Source organism: Holdemanella sp. DFI.5.55 (assembly GCF_020593575.1).
GTDB classification, from domain to species: Bacteria; Bacillota_I; Bacilli_A; order Erysipelotrichales; family Erysipelotrichaceae; genus Holdemanella; species Holdemanella hominis.
Genome location: NZ_JAJDMK010000015.1, coordinates 21,830 through 40,419, shown reverse-complemented (window position 1 = coordinate 40,419; position 18,590 = coordinate 21,830). Strand labels below are relative to the sequence as shown.

Here is an 18,590-nt window from a genome sequence, read left to right as displayed (position 1 = left end):
CTGATACTCCCCTATAAAAATGGCTATTTATCAACTGTTTGTTGTGACATAGCCTAATAAAAAAATACTAAAAAGTGCAAAAAAATGCTTAAAATGTGTAAAGCATTTATGCATAGAAAATGTATAATATAGTCAAGATAGTTATTGTTTAAAGAAGAAAGCGCTATCAGGAAGGAGAGAGAATATGCCAAATATCTTATTAACGAGAATCGACAATCGTTTGATTCACGGTCAAGTTGCAACTCAATGGAGTGGAGTTCTAGGAGCTAACTTATTATTAGTTGCAAATGACGCTGTCGCAAAAGATGAATTCCGTCAAGGTTTGATGAACATGGCTGCTCCAGCTTATGCTCAGACTCGTTACTTCTCAATTCAGAAGACAATCGACATTATTGGAAAAGCAAGTCCTGCTCAAAAAATCTTCATCATTTGTGAAACACCTCAAGATGTATTACGTCTAGTTGAGGGTGGTGTTCCAATTAAAAAATGTAATATTGGAAACATGCACATGTCTGAAGGTAAACGTCAAGTTGCTACTACTGTAGCTGTAAATGACGATGATGTTGCTGCATTCAAGAAATTGCAAGAATTAGGTGTTGAATTAGAAATTCAACGTGTACCTGACATCGCACCTGAAGATATTAATAAACTTTGGAGTTAATCCAAAAAAAGGAGAAAATGAAAAATGAATATTGTAGAAATTGTGTTATTGGCAATTGTAACATTCTTTTTTGCCATCGACCAATTCTCATTAACTGAAATCGTTTATCGTCCTATCATTGCTTGTCCAATTATTGGTGCAATCCTAGGTGATGTAAACACTGGCTTAGTTGTTGGTGGTACATATGAGTTAATGATGGTTGGTAACATGCCAGTTGGTGGAGCACAGCCTCCTAACGCTGTATTAGGATCAGTTGTTGCTATGATTTTCGCTGTTAAAGCAAAAATGGACATTAATGCTGCTTTAGGAGCTTGTATGATTTTCGCTACATTCGGACAATACGTTGTAACATTAACATTTACAATCATGTCTGGTTTAATGGCTAAAGCTGATAAAGCTGCTAATGAAGCTAACCCTAAAGGAATTACAGCTGTATGTAATACTTCTATGGCTATCTTAGGTACTTTATTTGCTGTAATCGCTATTTTAGCATATGTTGGTGGAACTGCTGCTTCTGGTGCTTTACAAAGCTTAAGTGAAGAAGCAAGCTGGTTCATGGGTGGTTTAAGTGCTGCCGGTGGAATGATGCGTTTCGTAGGTTTCGCTGTATTGTTAAAGATTATGCTTTCTAACGACTTGTGGGGATGGTTACTAGGTGGTTTTGCAACTGCATTGCTATTTGGTAACGTTGAAGCTACTGCTTCTGCTTGCTTGATCTTAGTTGCATTCATCGGTGTTGCAATCGCATTATTAGACTTCAAGATTACTTCTATTGAAACAAAAGCTGCGCAGGGAGGTGTAAGTGATGGAATCTAATGCAATGACTTCTTACAAGGATACTACTCCTGCTGCAAGATTAGATAAACAAACTTTAAATAAAATGGTATGGCGTTCTTGCCAATTACAGGCTGCGTTCAACTACGAACGTATGCAATCTGCTGGTTGGTTATGGGCTATGTTACCTGGTTTGGAAAAAATCCACACAAATAAAGATGACTTAGCTGCATCTATGACTCACAATATGGATTTCCTTAATACTCACCCATTCTTCGTAACATTCGTTATGGGTATCGTATTATCAATGGAACAACAAAAAACGGATATTCAGACAATTCGTTCTGTACGTATCTCAACTGCTGCTCCATTAGGTGGTATTGGTGACGCATTGTTCTGGTATACATTAATTCCTATCACTGCTGGTTTAACTGCAAACATGGCTATTGATGGAAGTATCATGGGACCAATCTTATACTTCGTTATCGCATTCGGTGTTGAAATGGTTTTACGTTATGCTTTAATGTACTGGTCATACAACTTAGGTTTAACTGCTGTTAAGATGATGACTGCTAACGCTAAAGCATTCACTCACGCTGCAAGTGTATTAGGTGTATTCGTTGTTGGTGCTTTAATTTCTAACTATGGTGGAGGAACTAAATTAGGTATCTCAATCGCTAATGGTGAAGGTGATCCAATTGTAATCCAAAACTACTTAAATATGATTTTACCTTGCTTAATCGCATTCGCATTCACTATGATGTGCTATGTATTGATTAAGAAGAAAAACTGGACTCCAGTAAAATGTATCGCATTATTCTTAGTAATCGGTATTGTTGGAGCTGCATTCGGAATCTGGGCAGGTTCATATACACCTCTAGTACCAGTTCCATGGTCAGTAGTTGCGTAGGCTAATCTAACGAAGTTAGAATATTTTCTCTCAAATATAAGGTTGTAACGGATTATATCCTTACAACCTTTAATTTTATTTTTAGCTCATTAAAAAATTTTTTGATGATTTAAAAATGAAATTAAGGAGGTACAAATTATGGCTGATAAAAAATATCCAGTTCTTTATGCAACAAGTATTAAAGGAACAATTTTTAGACATTGTGGAGTATACAATACAATTTATTTCAATATTTATAATAATAAGGAATTAGAGGATAAACCTTATTACTTAGAGTATATGGAAAAGACAAGGGAAGAAGTTTATAAGGCAATCCAGAATAAATTTACAATGTCTCAACCATTAAAAGTGACAAATGATCATAAGGTTTTCATTATTTTTAGAGGCAATGTTGATATGCGTGATGTGAAAACTTTCTGCAAAATGATGCTACAGGAATTAGAATATTTTACAGAAGGTATTCATGTAGCAGATTATGCTGAATTAGAAACGATGTTTATGGAGATTGGTCGTGCTCCAAGTTTTTTGAAAGCTTCAAAAGTTGGAGAAAAGTTGACACAAACCGATATTCTTGACAAAATAATGGTACATATGGATGGTCATGATCAACCGCAGGATAATGGTTGTCTGACACCATATACAGATTATGTTGATTTTAAAGAGGAAGAAAAACGACAAAATCTAAAAAAAGAAGAACTCGAAGAAGTAGTTGAGTGGTAAGGAGATATTTATGGCACAAGGTAGAAAGACAAGACAAAAACAACAAGCAGATTTAAAAGGAAGTGTATCTGGTTGGCATGTTTATAAAGATGAACGTGGAAGAGCGGTATATTATGATGTGTTTTCTAAAAATGGATATATTTTAGCAAATAATGAAGATCGATATAAACAATTCAGTATGCGCTTTGTGATGGGAGCTATCGGATTCATTTTGATGTTGATGTTTGATATGCCTATCTGGTTATGTGTTTTAGCTGGTGTTGGAGTATATGGATTTTTAGAATTTAGATTTAGACGATTCTTGAAAAACTTAGCTCGCGTTGAAAACTTTAAGTGTAATGAAAAAATGAAGAGTGAAGCTTCTATTAAAACTTTAGATACGAATAAAATTATTTTGAAAATGGTTCTTTTATTAGCGTTAGCTGTATTGATTATTATTAATGCATATAACGAAAACTATACAGGTTGGATGTTAACTCTTAATTATGTAATTAGTGCATTAACATTTATCTTTGCGTTATATCATGCTAAAGAATTGATTTCAAGAAAGAGTAAGTAAAAGGTTCGGTTGAACCTTTTTTTTGCAAAAAAAATGCGCATCTATAAGATGCGCAATATTTGTTTTAGCGAACTAATTCTTCCTGGTGACTAGCATAAGTATATTCTTCAATTGTATACATAACACGAGCTTTAATTAAATCTTCAGGTGTGTTGTTCAATTTACCTTCACGTACCAATGTATATTGGAAAGGCATATACTGACTTAGCAATGGTAATGGTACTGGGTGTTCTTTTAAGTTTGCCAATAATTTAGCTAAAGCATTCTTAACATTTTCTTGAGGTAAATAGTAACGGCAACGGTCAGAGAATGAATATTTACGTTTGAATGCAATTTCATTTTCTGTTCCATGATAATATGGAGCCCATTTACCAGGGTTTGCTAACATGGCTTTGTCTAATTCTTCACGGAAGTGACTCGTTTCAAATCCATAAACAGCAGCCAATTCTTCTTCAATCATGCATAATGAGAAGATTCCTTCACGAGCGGCATAAGTAAGTCCAGGACCAACTTTTAAGATGCCAACACCATCTTCTACTAATTCACGTAATTTGTATTTAGTTTGATAATCAGTTGAGTGTCCTTCAAATACTAATTTGTCAAAATCTTTAATGCTTGCCATTAAATCTTTAGCACGTCCACGATCGTATTCTTCGCATCCGGCATCTTTTTCTTCAACACCTGGCTGAACAACAGCAGCAATAACGTGGTTCCAAGCATCTGCGATTCCCATATCATCAAATGCTTTTTCAAATGTAGCTACAGTACTTTTGAAGTCTTCAGGCTTTGTAACTTGCATACCAGCATTTTCTTCTTGTGCTCCACCTGGAATTGGAACTTCACTACCGACGATATATACTGGGTGAATTGCTTCTGGATTTTCTTGAAGTAATTCTTGGTAAGCTTCTTCGCAAACTTTAGCTAAAGTAGCTCCACGACGAGCAATTGTTTCATCACTTAAACGAGTATTTGGATCATCATCAGCAACTTTCATACTTGTATCAATATGAATTTTAGTGAAACCAGCACGAACATAGTCGTGTACTAATGTTTTTGCGTATTCCATAGCTTCTGCTTCTGGTTTGTTTGCGACTGTTAATGGTCCTAAGTGGTCCCCACCTAAGAAAATACGATCACTTGATAATCCAGCTTCTTTTGCTTTTTCATGACAGAAGTTGAAGAAATCTTTTGGTGTCATTCCTGAGTAACCACCATTTTGATCTACCTGGTTAGCAGTTGATTCAATTAAAACACATGAATCTTGTTTTTTTGCGGTTTCCATCGCAGCTTCAATAACGAATGCATTACTTGAACAGCATGAATAGATAGCTACGGCTTTACCTTCTTTTTGTTTTTTAACAATGTTTAATAATGGGTTTTGTTTAGGCATTGTATGTCCTCCTTAACTGTTTTTATTATACAGTATCTTTAACATTTTTTCTTCTTTTTAACATAAAGTTAATTAAAAAGTGCAAATATTACTAATTTGTTAAAAATGACAAAAGCATTACTAAAATGTACATTTTATTTTGAAAGCGCTATGCTATAATATTAGAAGAAATATGGAGGAGATAACAATGAAGGTTATTGTATGTGAAAACTATGATGAAATGTCAGCAAAGGCATTTGAAGTCATCAAAGAATTATTGGATGCTAAGAAAGATGCTGTCTTAGGTTTGGCAACAGGATCTAGTCCAGTTGGATTATATAAGGAAATGATCCAATACCACAAAGATGGATATAGCTATAAAGATATTAAATCTTATAATTTAGATGAATATGTAGGAATCGATCGTAAAGATCCTCAATCTTACTATACTTTTATGTATGAAAACTTATTTAAAGATATTGATATTGATTTAAATAATACACATGTTCCTTATGGAAATACAGAAGCTGATTGTAAAGCTTATGAAGATGCTTTAAGTGAAGTATCAATTGACTTACAGGTATTAGGAATTGGACAAAATGGACATATCGGATTCAATGAACCTGGTACACCATTTGAAACATTAACTCACATCGTTGATTTAACAGAAAACACTCGTGAAGCAAATGCTCGTTTCTTTGATAACGATATTAACAAGGTTCCAACACAAGCTATTTCAATGGGAATTGGAACAATTATGAAATCTAAAAAAGTATTATTAGTGGCTAATGGTGAAAATAAAGCAGATGCTATTAAAGCTATGATCGAAGGACCAATCGATACTGCATGTGCTGCAAGTGCATTACAAAATCACGCTGATGTAGTTGTTGTATTGGATAAAGCTGCTGCTAGTAAATTAACTAAATAATTGCGATTATCTTTATAGGATAGGGAATTCATTTCTCTATCCTTTTTATTTGTGTTAAAATTAAGTTGTATGAAAAAATGGATATATAGAATCGTTTTTGTCGTTAGCCTTTGTGTATTTGGGTACAGTGCCTATAATTTATGGGATATATATTCACAGAAACAACAAGTTGCGACACAGACAAAACAATTAGAAAAAAAAGTAATTAAGAAAAAAAGAGAAAATAAAGTAGTAAAGAATGTTTTAGAACCTGATTGGGCAGTACTTCAAGCAGAGAATCAAGATATAGTAGGATGGATCTATGTTCCAGGTTGTGATATTTCTTTTCCTGTTATGCAATCGAAAGATAATGAATATTATTTGAATCATACAGTGAGTGGGGAATATAATAATAGAGGTTCGATTTTTTTGGATGCGAATGCGAATGCACAATTTCAAGATGATAATTCCATTATATATGGCCATTCTGTTGAAGGTGGAGGCATGTTTACCTTGTTAAAGAAGTATTGTGATGAAGATTTTTTTAAATCGCATCCAGTATTTTATTTATTAACACCAGGTGCGAATTTTAACTGTCATGTATTTACATTTGCGAAAACTACAGACGATAGTGTATTCTATACAACGTCATTTGGAGATTATAGACAAGAGACTTTAGATTCTATGAAACAGTCGTCTACATACTTCAATGATTTGGTGAATACAGATCAAAAGTTTGTTTCTTTATCCACATGTGATTTAGATTATGGATTTGATTCGAGTCATCGTTTTGTTTTAACTGGACAACTGGAAAAGACAAGTGACGATATTGTTTTAAAAGATTGATATATGATATACTTGGTGAGGTTTTTAATATGAAAATTTGTTTTGTGACAGGAGGAACAGGGGGTCATATTTATCCGGCTTTAGCTTTAGCAGATAAAATGAAAGAACTTGATTCTTCGACTGAAATATTATTTATTGGAAATGATGATCGCATGGAAAAGGATTTGATTCCGCAAAATGGCTATGCGTTTAAGGCTCTACATACTTCTGGATTAGTAGGAAATGCATTAAAAAAATGTATGGCGGTTTGTCAGATGTTTAAAGCAGAAGGTAAGGCAAAAAAATACTTAAAAGAATTCAATCCAGATGTTGTGATTGGATTTGGAGGATATGTGAGTGCGCCAGTTATTATGGCGGCTCATTCTTTAGGAATCCACACCGTAATTCATGAACAAAACTCCATTGTTGGTAAGGCCAACCAGCTTGTTATGAAGAAAGTGGATGCGATTATAACTTGTTATGAAAAATGTAATGAGGTTTTTCCAAAGGAAAAGATTCATATGTTGGGAAATCCAAGAGCAACAATTGCCAAAGAGGCAACATTTGATGAAGACTATTTTAAATCATTAGGTTTAGATTTAGATAAAAAAACAATTCTTATTGTGATGGGTTCTTTGGGCTCTAGTTCTGTAAATGAATTAATGAAGAGTGCTTTAAAGGATGTCAATGATGATTTACAATTTTTGTATGTCTGCGGAAAAGACAATTCTCAAGATTTGAATTTATTTGAAAGCCAAAAAAATATTCATGTTGTACCATATGTAGATACATTGCGTATTTATGGACATGTAGATGGAATGGTTTGTCGTGCAGGTGCTACAACGCTTGCAGAAGTAACGGCTTTAGGGATTCCTTCTATCGTGATACCAAGTCCTTATGTGGCAAATAACCATCAATTTTATAATGCGAGTATGCTGCTAAGACAACAAGCTTGTCGTATTATTGAAGAAAAGGATTTGAATGCAGAAACTTTGCAAGGTCAAATTGTATCTTTATACGCAAATCCAGTGGTATATGAACAAACACATGAACATGCATTGCAGATGGGTAAACCGAATGCGGCATATGATATTATAGATTTATTAAAAAATATATGTAAAAAGGGGAAATAATATGAGCATAAAGGATCGTTTAATGACGTATGCAGAAGTTTTAGAACATGAGCCTATGAAGAAACATACCACTTTTAAGATTGGTGGTTGCGTAGACTATTATATATATCCCAAAAATTGTACAGCACTAATGTGTGTGCTTGAAATACTTGCACAGGAAAACATTCCATATTATGTACTTGGACGTGGATCTAACGTTTTATGTTCGGATACAGATTTTCATGGTGCAATCATCAATCTAGATCGTACTTTGAATGATTTCTATTTTGAACCAGATGGAGTTCTAGTAGCGCAAGCGGGATGTTCAATTATAAATATGGCAGTAGAGGCCATGAAAAGATCACTAACAGGTTTGGAATGGGCAAGTGGAATTCCAGGCTCGATTGGTGGTGGACTTTATATGAATGCCGGAGCCTATAAGGATAATTTGGCTAATCATTTAATTGATGTCTGTGTTTTAAAAAATAATACAATTTGTTGGATGAAAAAAGATGAATTGGATTATGCATATCGCCATTCTATCTTCCAATCACACAAGGATTGGACTATTTTAGTGGGTCGTTTCCAATTAGAAAAAGGAAACCAAAATGATATTCGTGATTTGATGGATTCTAGACGTGAAAGAAGAATGAGTGCACAGCCTTTGGATAAGCCTTGTGCAGGTAGTGTGTTTAGAAATCCAGAAGAAATTCCAGCTTGGAAATTGATTGAAGAGCTGGGATTAAGGGGCCATAAAATTGGTGGTGCAATGATTAGTGAAAAGCACTGTAATTTTATTGTGAATGATGATTTGAATGCGACAGCTCAAGATGTTCGTGATTTGATTCATGAAATTAAAACTCGAGCAAAAAAAGAATATAATATTGACATGGTTACGGAAGTTGAGCAGTTATATTGGTAAAGAAAAAAGTTAAGCTAACTATTAAACAATCGATTATTTTTAGTCTTGTTGTTATGATGGTAGCTAGTATTTTTGTGTATTATTTTTCTACAGATTCCCATGTCAAGGTTTTATCATGTAAAAACAACTATTATTTGTCAGATAGTGAAGTCTACGATTTGGCAAATGTGAGTACGAAGACACGTATCTATTTAATGCCTTCGATTATATTGGAGAAGAGAGTAGAAAAGATGCCTTTTGTACAGTCTTGTGATGTTTCAAAGAAAAATCGAAAGCTTACTTTTAATGTGCAGGAAAAATTGATGGTTGGCTATTATGTGAAGGATAATAAAAATTATGCCCTTTGCCAAGATGGCTCTTCGATTGAAATAGATGAACAGTATTTAAATATAATTGTACATTTTCCTTTGTTGTCAAATTTTAATGCAAAACAAAGAAAGCAGTTGTGTGAACAATTTCAAAAACATCGAAAAGTGTTAACTCGAGAATTAATTGAAAAGTTTGCAGAAATCGTACCTTATAAAACAAGTTATGATAAAAATATGTTTAAAATCACAATGCAAGATGGGAATATTGTTTATACCAATTTAAAAAGTATAAAAATGTTATCTAAATACCAAAGTGTTTTGACAAAACTAAAAGGACAGTCTGTTTGTCTGGTTTTGGATTCTACGCATTCAACAATTGAAAAGGTGAATTGTGATGATTTAAATTCGAAACAAAAGGTTGAAGAAAAACAGGAAGAGAAGACGGAAAAGGCCGAAAAGACTGAAGCAACAGATGAAAAAACTTTGGAAAATACCGAGGTTCAAGAAGAACAACAGCCAACAGAAGATGAATCTTGGAATCAGGTTGAATGGGTTTATGATGATAACACAGGCGTGTATTATCATGAAGACATTGGAATGTATTATGATCCAAATACAGGTGAATATTATGATGGAAATGGTACATATTATTATTGGGATGAGGAATCTCAAAGCTTTGTAGAAGCGTATTAGGATTTGTGTTTATATTTTAAGTAGAGTATAATTAATAAAAACGGGAGGTTTTATTATGCCTATTAATAAATCAACAGAATACGGAAATATCGAAATTTCATTAGATGCGATTGCCAATTTAGCTGGTGGAGCAATTACTGAATGTTATGGTATTGTAGGTATGGCTAGTCAGAAGACATTGAAAGATGGCTGGGCAGAATTATTGAAAAAAGAAAACTATGCTCGTGGTGTTGTTGTGACACAAGATGAAACGGGATTAGTTTTGAATCTTTATATTATTGCATTACAAGGAATTAAATTAAGTCAAGTTGTGTATGAAGCACAAAAACGTGTTAAATACGTATTGGAGAAAACTTTGGAAGTAAAATGTAACGCTGTAAACATCTATGTCCAAGGTGTTCGTGCGGTAAAGTAGGGGTTAAGAGATGGAAAGAATTAATGGTATTTTATTTAAACAGATGCTTGAATCCGGAATGAATAACTTATCAAATCATTCAGCGGAAATCGATGCATTGAATGTTTTCCCTGTGCCAGATGGAGATACAGGTACAAATATGCATTTAACCGTATCAAATGGTGTAAAAGAAGCACTTAAAACGAATTCAGATTCTGTAAAAGATATTGCGAAAACGTTATCTCGTGGATTATTAATGGGCGCACGTGGGAACTCTGGTGTTATTACGTCTCAGATTTTTAGAGGAATCTATCAAGCAGTTGAAGATTTAGATGATATGGATGCATCCCAATTGGCTCATGCATTGGTTAATGGAAGTCGTGTGGCTTATCGTGCTGTTATGCGTCCAGTAGAAGGAACAATTTTAACTGTTGTTCGTGAAGCTGCAGATTATACATATGCATACACTACAACTGAAGATGTTACAGATTGTATGGATGTTATGAAGAAGATGGTGGAAGAAGCCAATGCTTCTTTACAAAGAACCCCTGAATTATTACCTGTACTTGCAGAAGTAGGTGTAGTTGATAGTGGTGGAAAAGGTCTTTGTGTGATCTTAGAAGGATTCCTAGCTGCTATGGAAGGTCATCCAGTTCAACTTGAAGGTGTAAAAGCAGCTGGTGAAAGTGCACAAGCTAAAGTAGAGGGTGGAGAAGAAGAATATGGATTCTGTACAGAATTTATTTTGAAGTTATCGGAAAATGGTGTTCGTCATTTCTCTGAAACTAGCTTTAAAGATGAATTAGCAACAATTGGTAATTCAATTGTTTGTGTGCAAGATGATGATTTAGTAAAAGTTCATGTTCATACATTAGAACCATTCACAGCGATTAAAATGGGACGTCGTCAGGGTCGTTTTATTAAGTTAAAAGTTGAAAACATGCAAGAGCAGCATGACAATATTATCGAAAAAGAAGAAGAGGAAAAAATGGCAGAACACAAAAAATATGCCATTATTACCGTAGCTCCTGGTGATGGAATCAAGAAGATGTTTACAGAACTTAGAGCTGACATTGTTGTTGGTGGTGGACAAACAATGAATCCGAGTACAGAAGATTTTGTTTCAGCCGTTGAAAAGTTGAATGCAGATCATATCTTCATTTTACCAAACAACTCAAATATTGTTTTAGCTGCTAGTCAGGCTGCACAGGTATGCTCAGATCAAGATATTCATGTACTTCCAAGTAAAACAATTCCACAAGGATTAAGTGCTTGTGTTATGTTTAATCCAGATGTTGAATTAGAAGATAATTTAGCTGAAATGAATGAAGCTATTGAAAATGTTAAATCTGGTGAAGTGACTTATGCGATTAAAGATACAACATATGATGGTCTTGAAATTAAAAAAGATGAATATATGGGCATTTTTGGAAAAGATATTTGTGTATCTTGTCCAGACTGCATGGAAGCAACAAAAAAATTGTTGGATAAAATGTTAGATGACGATAGTGAACTTGTTACTTTGATTTATGGTGATACAGCTACAAAAGAACAGGCTGAAGAAATCGCTGCTTATATCGAAGATAACAGTGATGCAGAAGTTGAAATCCATGAAGGAAATCAACCGGTTTATTCATTTATTATTGGTGTTGAATAGTAACAAGCAATGAATCCATCAGACTTAGTTCTGATGGATTTTTAGTACAATAAATTTTGTAGGGGGTTGCTGAATTTGCTCTCCAGGAATTTAAGGGACGATATATACCCTAAAACGGTTTGTAGCTGAGATTAGGCTCGGACAACATGTTGTTCGGGTCCTTTTTTCAACCATTTTAACGCTTCCGTCATCCTTGTCGATTTTAGTAAAAGAAAAGACCGCTTGATGCGGTCTTGACTGTTTTATGCGTTTTGTTCTTGTTCTTGAAGCTTTGCCTTTTCAACAGGTTGAACTAATTTCTTTCCAGAACCAATGAAGATCATCAATCCTAATGCCATTAATAGAATAGCAAAGAATAATTGTAGTCCGTCTGTCATAAATACGAATCCGCCAGTAACGAATAACTTTAAGCAGATGTTGTATACTGACATTCCTAAGCTTGTCATTGTTACAACTAACATCATAACCATTGGTACATATAACATATATCCTTTACGTCCTGTAACTTTTAAGAATACAGATAACGAAACTAATACCATCGCAGCTAATAATTGGTTAGCACTACCGAATAATGGCCAGATATTTAAATATCCACCTAGGCTTAATAGGTAACCACCGGCTAATGTGATCAATGTAGCAACATATTTATTTGTTAAGAAAGCGACAACACTGTTTGTTTCAGCGTCTTCATTGACTTCAAATAATTCTTGGAATGATAAACGTCCGATTCTAGCGACAGCATCTAATGAAGTTAATGCCAAAGCAGAAACGAACATTGTCATGATGCATAGACCCCATTCTTGAGGGAATCCAAATTGAGAAATCAATCCAGTAACACCAACTGAAAATTTAATAAATGGAGTTGCAGTATCAGCAAAGGCCATAGAAGATAATGTTTCATTTAATACGCCTTTGCTAGCTAAGCTAGTTAAAGATCCAACAACAACGATTACAAGTACAGCAAGTAATGATTCAAGTAACATACTTCCGTATCCAACTTGTAACATATCACTTTCGTTGCGAATTTGTTTAGAACTTGTTTCACTAGATACAAGTGAGTGGAATCCACTAACAGCACCACAAGCAACTGTAACGAATAATGTTGGGAAGATATAGCTTCCTGTTGCAGATTTAAATCCTGTGAATGCAGGTGATGTGATTGTAGGATTTGATACAAATACACCAACAACTCCAGCAACGATCATTCCGATGAATAAGAATGTAGTTAAATAATCGCGTGGTTGTTTTAACACCCAGATTGGTGTGACACTCGCAAAGAAGATATAAACGAATACTAGATATACCCAAGTTTGTTTAGTGAAGTAAACTGGGAATGCGATTCCTAATGCTAACATAGCGACGATTAGTGCAATGCCTAAAACAGCTTGTTTCCATCCAGAAAGCCCCGTTTTCTTTAAGAAGAAACCAAATGCGATCGCAACAAACACATATAGAATTGTGATTGAACTAGCAGCTCCACTAGGTAAAGATTGTGCACCTGTAGCATTGTATCCGTTTAATGATCCTGCAACCATGTCAGCAAAAGCAGCAATAACTAATAAAGTAAATAACCAGCAGAACAAGAAGAATAATTTACGTCCTGTTTTACCAATGTATGTTTCAATGATTTGTCCCATTGATTTACCATGAGATTTAACAGATGCGTATAGAGCACCAAAGTCTTGTACGGCTCCAAAGAAGATTCCTCCGACCATTACCCATAAAAATGCAGGTAACCATCCAAATACCATCGCAAGTACTGGACCAGTTACTGGACCGGCTCCGGCAATTGAAGAGAATTGGTGTCCAAATACTTCCCATTTATTACTTGGAACATAATCAACTCCATCTTCTTTTTCATAAGCAGGTGTCTTAGCTTTTGGATCAATTCCCCATGTTTTAACTAAATAACGTCCATAAACTAAGTAAGCTGTAAGTAATAATGCAGCAGCGATAGCTAATAATAATAGACCATTCATAAATAATTTTTCTCCCTTAAAACTTTCTATTCAAATATTCAAATAATAAAAAAAGACTTCGTCTATCTAAGACGAAATCTAACACTATTCCGCGGTACCACTTAGTTTGCAACTACATTATTGCCACTTAGAACTTCTTAACGCGAAGGACGAATCATCTTACTTATAATTTCAAATGATTAGCTCACAAGTGATAGCTCTAAGGACCGTTGTTATCATTTCACCAAATTTGATACTCTCTTAAACCGGGCTTGCTTAAAGTCGTGTCTTGCTCATTGCTTTGAATATTTGTGTTTGTATAATATACCATCTTGAAAAGTATGTCAATAAAAAATGTAACAAAATGAAAATTAACATTTTCATAATTTACATTAATTACAATTACCATTTATTTGTTAACATGTGAACGTTTGTGCTATAATATAAAAATGTTGTTGGAGGGGAATAGATGATTTATATAACTGGAGACATTCATAGAGAACAAGATATTCATAAAATCAATCCTAGAGAATTTACAGTTGGCAATTCTTTAACAGAAAATGATTATGTTATTATATGCGGAGATTTTGGTTGCGTTTGGGATGGAAGTACAGGGGATAACTTCTGGTTAAAATGGTTAGATTCACTTCCTTGGAACACTTTATTTATTGATGGGAATCATGAAAATTTTGATGTTCTTAATACGTATCCTGTAGAAGAGTATAAAGGTGGTAAAGTACATCGTATTCGCTCGAAAGTATTTCATTTAATGCGCGGTGAGGTTTTCAATATTGATGGTTATAAATTCTTTACTATGGGTGGAGGATTTTCCCACGATGTTAATTATCGTACAGAACATAAAAATTGGTGGAAAGATGAAATTTGTACGATTGAAGAAGCGAAACATGCTTTTGCAACATTAGAAAAAAATAATTGGGAAGTTGATTATATTTTATCGCACGATACATATTCATCGCATCCATTGGCTCATAAATATGAAACGGATATGGCTTTATATGGAGATGATTATTATGATTTACACGATTGTTTAGAAACAGTTGAGAAGAAAACAGATTATAAAATGTGGTTTAGTGGACATTATCATGATGATATGATTCATTATTCGGATTCCGATAAGCCATGTTTGACTTTATTTGATAAAGTTTTATTACTAGATAATATAGATGAAGAAATTAAAAGCCTGGCTAAAATTTAGTCAGGCAATTTATTTAAAGAATGTCTTGAAGATTTTCTTCAATTGTATTTTTTAATGTATCGAATGAATGATCAAATCTTTGTTGATCATTTTCATTTAAGTGTAAACGAATCACTTGTTCTACACCATTTGAACCAACAACGCTTGGTGTTCCAATAAAGTAGCCTTCTTTACCATATTCACCATTTTGATATGCACTAACTGGTAAGATAGCACGTTCATTATTTAAGATACAAGATACGATACGTTTTAATGCCAAACCAATTCCATAGTAAGTGGCGCGTTTTAATTCGATGATTTTATAAGCTTTATCACGAACGTCAATATAGATTTCTTGTAGTTCACTTAAAGAAATGTTATTTTCATCTAAGTATTCAAGTAAGTTTTTACATCCAATATATGAATGGATCCAAGGAACGAAACTAGAATCTCCATGTTCACCCATAATATATGCATGGATATTACTGTCTGCAAATCCTAATCTTTCGCTTAATGCGTGACGTAGACGAGCTGTATCTAATACAGTACCTGATCCAATAACGTGGTTTTTAGGTAATCCACTTTCTTTCCATGCAACATATGTCATGATGTCTACTGGGTTGTTGGCAACAACTAAGATACCGTTGAAATTATTTTCTTTTAAGGCTTTACATACACCTTTTGTGATGTTTGCGTTGATTTTAACTAAATCCAAACGAGTTTGACCTGGCTTTTGAGCAGCACCAGCTGTTAAGACAACAATGTTAGTATCAGCTGCATCTGCATATGTTCCAGCAGAGATTTTCATTTTCGTATCTGCATATACTAGCCCATCATTAAGGTCCATTTGTTCACCTTTTGCCTTGTCTTCATTGACATCGACTAAAACAAGTTCATCGATTCCTTTTTCTGAAAGCATTGAATAGGCAAAACTCATGCCGACAAACCCTGTACCAACAAGCATGATTTTTCTTTTTTTGATTTTTTCAGACATAAACTTCATTCTCCTTCTTATATGTACACAACTATTATAGGTTAGTTTCAACTAAAAAGCCAGTGTATAACTGGCTTAATTAGTTTGGGTTTGGGCTTGTAGAGTAATTTCTACTGTAATCTTCTTAGAATCTCTTTCAACGACCATTTTAATGGTATCTCCAATTTTATGCTTTTTTAGAACATTTTTTACATCACTTGTTGATTGGATTTGTTCACCATCAAAACTAAGAATACGATCATTTTGTTTTAGTCCTGCTTTATCAGCTGCTCCATTTTTAACAATTTGTACGATGTAGCAGCCATCTTCGTATTTTGAATATTGACCTTGATTGTTTGAAGTATAGTCATATAAACTAACATTTAATGCAGGTCTTGAAGTGACACTTCCATTTTGCATAAGCTCTGTGATAATGTCTTGAGCAGGTGTGATTGGAATCGCAAAGCCTAATCCTTCAATTCCAGTTGAACTTTCCTTTGCGTTAACAATTCCAATTAGATTACCGTCAGCATTGAACAATCCTCCACCAGAATTTCCTGGATTGATGGCAGCATCTGTTTGTAGAAGTGTCATAGTTTCATCGTCAATTGTGATTTGTCTATCTGTTGCAGAAATAATTCCCGTTGTAACTGTACCACCAAGTTCTCCTAATGGATTTCCGATGGCAATGGCAGGATCTCCAACTTGTAAAATATCACTATCACCAAGTGTTGCAGCCTGCAAGTTGTTCGCATCCACTTTAATAACGGCTAAATCTGTCTGTGAATCTTTACCAACAACACTCGCGTCATATTCTGTGCCATCTGTAGTTGTCACTTTTAAACTTGTTGCTCCACTTACTACATGGTTATTCGTAACAATATATCCATCTTTACTGATGATGACTCCACTGCCGGCACCTTGTGAAACGTATTGTCCAAAAATGGAATTTCCACTTGAAGCAGATTCAGTTGTGATTTCGACAACACTATCTTTACATTTTTCTACGATGTCAGAAACATCCGATACTTGAACGGTTCCAAAATTGGATTTATTAGTTTGTTGCTGAATAGTGACATTAGCATTATTAGATAGATGGCTTCCGGCATAGCCAGCACCAAATCCAACGACACCCGATAATAGGATTATACCTGCAGTGGTTATAATTTTATTTCGAACAGGGACATATTTTTTGGGCCTAAATTCAGGTGGTGTTTGCATGTTGATTCCTCCTCATATAATATGCTACATTCTGTAGTATACACCAAATTAAACAAAATACATGCATCAAATACGCTATTTTGTCTATACAAATTTTGGATTATTTCTATTCAGTGATATAATAGCGTTATAGAAAGCATGTTTAAGGGAGGTTCCGTATGCCAACAAAAAAAGTTACAAATAAAAAAGTAGTTGATAAAAAAGAAGAAGTTAAAGCGGTAAAACCTGTTGAAGAAAAAAAAGTGGAAACTAAACCTGCAGAAGAAAAGAAAGCACCTGCTGAAAAAGCAACTGCAGAAAAAAAGGCTCCAGCTAAAAAAGAAGAAGCTAAACCTGCAGAGAAAAAGAAAGTAGCTGTTAAAAAAGTAGCTGCAGAAAAAAAGGCTTCAGCTAAAAAAGAAAAAGTTAAACCTGCAGAGGAAAAGAAAGCACCTGCTAAAAAAGTAGCTGCAGAAAAGAAGGCTCCAGCTAAAAAAGCAGCTGCTAAACCAGCTACAACAAAGAAAGCTTCTACTAAAAAGACAACTACTAAGAAAACTACAACTAAAAAGGCTACAACTAAGAAAATGACTAAAGAAGAACAATATGCTAAGTTATCATTGGATACATGCCTAGATTTAGCAAAAGCTATGTCAATGGATGTAACTCGTGAGTCAATTATTCAACAATTAATCTTAAATCCGGATGTAAAATCTGTTTCAGAAAATCTAGTAAACAAATATCAATTGACTGGTAAGTTTAACTTTGAAGAAGATGGTTATGATGAAGGATTAGTAGAAGTACTTGTATCAAAAGTATTTGAGACAGCTGATATCAAACCTCAAAAACCAGAAGATTTACAAGCAGATGTTGCACATGCATTGAATTATAAATTTACAGATGTTGTTGCGGATGGAGAAGAATATAAAGATCAATTTGATACAATGCGTAAAGTATTGATGATTGCACAACACAAAGATATTCATGATTCAAAGAAATTAGAAGAAGAAGTTGGCGTTGATGTAGAAAAGTTTGTCGAAGAATTCATGGATTTAGCTTACAGTGTTTTAAAAACATGGAAATATGAAGATGTAGATTACTATGAACACTTTATTTTCGCAGTATTATCACAATTAGAAGACTTACATAACAAGTACAGTAATCGTATTATGATGGATGTAGCTGATCTATATATCTTGCATGGTGATTATGGATTAGGTGATGCAGATTATGCTTATATCTTAAGAGAAAATCAAATCAAAGATTATATCTATTATCGTTATGCTTCAATTTATGAAGGTGTTGATAAAGATAAGGCAAAACAAATCGCAAACCAAGCTTTGCAGTTTGTAGATGATCGTTTTACATATTATCCAAATATTATTGCAGTTTTAGAAGGTTAAATTGGATTCTACTTGATTTTTAAAGGTGTTTTGCATATGATATAACTTGC

The 18,590-nt window shown here is 34.1% G+C and carries 18 protein-coding genes and 1 other annotated feature; of the genes, 14 read left to right on the top strand and 4 right to left on the bottom strand.

Annotated elements, in window-relative coordinates; genetic code table 11:
- The first annotated feature begins 184 nt into the window (after nucleotides 1–184).
- From agaB to LJE08_RS05255, 5 genes are all read left to right on the top strand, one after another.
- Nucleotides 185–661 (top strand): PTS galactosamine transporter subunit IIB, encoded by a 477-nt coding sequence (agaB, locus tag LJE08_RS05275; protein ID WP_003863846.1) that lies wholly within the window; start codon nucleotides 185–187, stop codon nucleotides 659–661.
- A gap of 24 nt (nucleotides 662–685) precedes the next feature.
- A complete protein-coding gene (locus LJE08_RS05270) occupies nucleotides 686–1,477 on the top strand; it encodes a PTS sugar transporter subunit IIC (RefSeq protein WP_117925986.1) in 792 nt (263 codons plus the stop codon).
- Nucleotides 1,467–2,345 (top strand): PTS system mannose/fructose/sorbose family transporter subunit IID, encoded by an 879-nt coding sequence (locus LJE08_RS05265; RefSeq protein ID WP_117925988.1) that lies wholly within the window; start codon nucleotides 1,467–1,469, stop codon nucleotides 2,343–2,345. The genes LJE08_RS05270 and LJE08_RS05265 overlap by 11 nt, the downstream gene beginning before the upstream one ends.
- Nucleotides 2,346–2,483: 138 nt before the next feature.
- On the top strand, nucleotides 2,484–3,065 hold the full coding sequence (locus LJE08_RS05260) for a hypothetical protein (RefSeq protein ID WP_117925990.1): 582 nt from the start codon (nucleotides 2,484–2,486) through the stop codon (nucleotides 3,063–3,065).
- A gap of 10 nt (nucleotides 3,066–3,075) precedes the next feature.
- Complete coding sequence (locus LJE08_RS05255) at nucleotides 3,076–3,624, top strand: hypothetical protein (RefSeq protein ID WP_217256052.1); 549 nt, start codon at nucleotides 3,076–3,078, stop codon at nucleotides 3,622–3,624.
- A gap of 64 nt (nucleotides 3,625–3,688) precedes the next feature.
- Here LJE08_RS05255 and LJE08_RS05250 read toward each other — a convergent pair whose 3' ends face one another.
- Nucleotides 3,689–5,014, bottom strand: a complete 1,326-nt coding sequence (locus tag LJE08_RS05250; RefSeq protein ID WP_227402604.1) for a class II D-tagatose-bisphosphate aldolase, non-catalytic subunit — start codon at nucleotides 5,012–5,014, stop codon at nucleotides 3,689–3,691.
- Between the two features lie 187 nt (nucleotides 5,015–5,201).
- Between LJE08_RS05250 and nagB the strand changes: the two genes are divergently transcribed.
- From nagB to LJE08_RS05215, 7 genes are all read left to right on the top strand, one after another.
- Nucleotides 5,202–5,921, top strand: a complete 720-nt coding sequence (gene nagB / locus LJE08_RS05245) for a glucosamine-6-phosphate deaminase (protein ID WP_117926542.1) — start codon at nucleotides 5,202–5,204, stop codon at nucleotides 5,919–5,921.
- Nucleotides 5,922–5,990: 69 nt separating this feature from the next.
- Nucleotides 5,991–6,746, top strand: a complete 756-nt coding sequence (srtB, locus tag LJE08_RS05240; RefSeq protein WP_227402603.1) for a class B sortase — start codon at nucleotides 5,991–5,993, stop codon at nucleotides 6,744–6,746.
- Nucleotides 6,747–6,775: 29 nt separating this feature from the next.
- Nucleotides 6,776–7,858, top strand: a complete 1,083-nt coding sequence (murG, locus tag LJE08_RS05235) for an undecaprenyldiphospho-muramoylpentapeptide beta-N-acetylglucosaminyltransferase (protein WP_117926543.1) — start codon at nucleotides 6,776–6,778, stop codon at nucleotides 7,856–7,858.
- A gap of 1 nt (nucleotide 7,859) precedes the next feature.
- On the top strand, nucleotides 7,860–8,759 hold the full coding sequence (gene murB, locus LJE08_RS05230; RefSeq protein ID WP_227402602.1) for a UDP-N-acetylmuramate dehydrogenase: 900 nt from the start codon (nucleotides 7,860–7,862) through the stop codon (nucleotides 8,757–8,759).
- A complete protein-coding gene (locus LJE08_RS05225) occupies nucleotides 8,753–9,760 on the top strand; it encodes an OCRE domain-containing protein (RefSeq protein WP_227402601.1) in 1,008 nt (335 codons plus the stop codon). The genes murB and LJE08_RS05225 overlap by 7 nt, the downstream gene beginning before the upstream one ends.
- A gap of 55 nt (nucleotides 9,761–9,815) precedes the next feature.
- The gene (locus tag LJE08_RS05220; protein WP_117570682.1) at nucleotides 9,816–10,175 is read left to right on the top strand and encodes an Asp23/Gls24 family envelope stress response protein; all 360 of its coding nucleotides are present in this window, start codon (nucleotides 9,816–9,818) and stop codon (nucleotides 10,173–10,175) included.
- A 10-nt stretch (nucleotides 10,176–10,185) separates the two neighbouring features.
- Nucleotides 10,186–11,811, top strand: a complete 1,626-nt coding sequence (locus tag LJE08_RS05215) for a DAK2 domain-containing protein (protein WP_227402600.1) — start codon at nucleotides 10,186–10,188, stop codon at nucleotides 11,809–11,811.
- Between the two features lie 242 nt (nucleotides 11,812–12,053).
- On the opposite strand, the gene LJE08_RS05210 is transcribed toward LJE08_RS05215, so the two are convergent.
- Nucleotides 12,054–13,790 carry a carbon starvation protein A gene (locus LJE08_RS05210; protein ID WP_227402599.1) on the bottom strand — a complete coding sequence of 579 codons (1,737 nt, stop codon included), beginning with the start codon at nucleotides 13,788–13,790 and terminating at the stop codon, nucleotides 12,054–12,056.
- Between the two features lie 64 nt (nucleotides 13,791–13,854).
- Nucleotides 13,855–14,075, bottom strand: a binding site (T-box leader).
- A gap of 163 nt (nucleotides 14,076–14,238) precedes the next feature.
- Between LJE08_RS05210 and LJE08_RS05205 the strand changes: the two genes are divergently transcribed.
- Nucleotides 14,239–14,985, top strand: coding sequence for a metallophosphoesterase (locus LJE08_RS05205; protein ID WP_117926548.1), 747 nt, complete (start codon nucleotides 14,239–14,241; stop codon nucleotides 14,983–14,985).
- A gap of 13 nt (nucleotides 14,986–14,998) precedes the next feature.
- On the opposite strand, the gene LJE08_RS05200 is transcribed toward LJE08_RS05205, so the two are convergent.
- Together LJE08_RS05200 and LJE08_RS05195 are read right to left on the bottom strand one after the other, a co-directional pair.
- Entirely contained in the window at nucleotides 14,999–15,958 is a 960-nt protein-coding gene (locus tag LJE08_RS05200) for an L-lactate dehydrogenase (protein ID WP_117926862.1), read from the bottom strand.
- A 75-nt stretch (nucleotides 15,959–16,033) separates the two neighbouring features.
- Nucleotides 16,034–17,158 (bottom strand): S1C family serine protease, encoded by a 1,125-nt coding sequence (locus tag LJE08_RS05195; RefSeq protein ID WP_227402598.1) that lies wholly within the window; start codon nucleotides 17,156–17,158, stop codon nucleotides 16,034–16,036.
- A 158-nt stretch (nucleotides 17,159–17,316) separates the two neighbouring features.
- Here LJE08_RS05195 and LJE08_RS05190 point away from each other — a divergent pair, with 158 nt between their 5' ends.
- Nucleotides 17,317–18,540, top strand: coding sequence for a neurofilament protein (locus LJE08_RS05190; protein ID WP_199593095.1), 1,224 nt, complete (start codon nucleotides 17,317–17,319; stop codon nucleotides 18,538–18,540).
- Nucleotides 18,541–18,590: the final 50 nt, after the last annotated feature.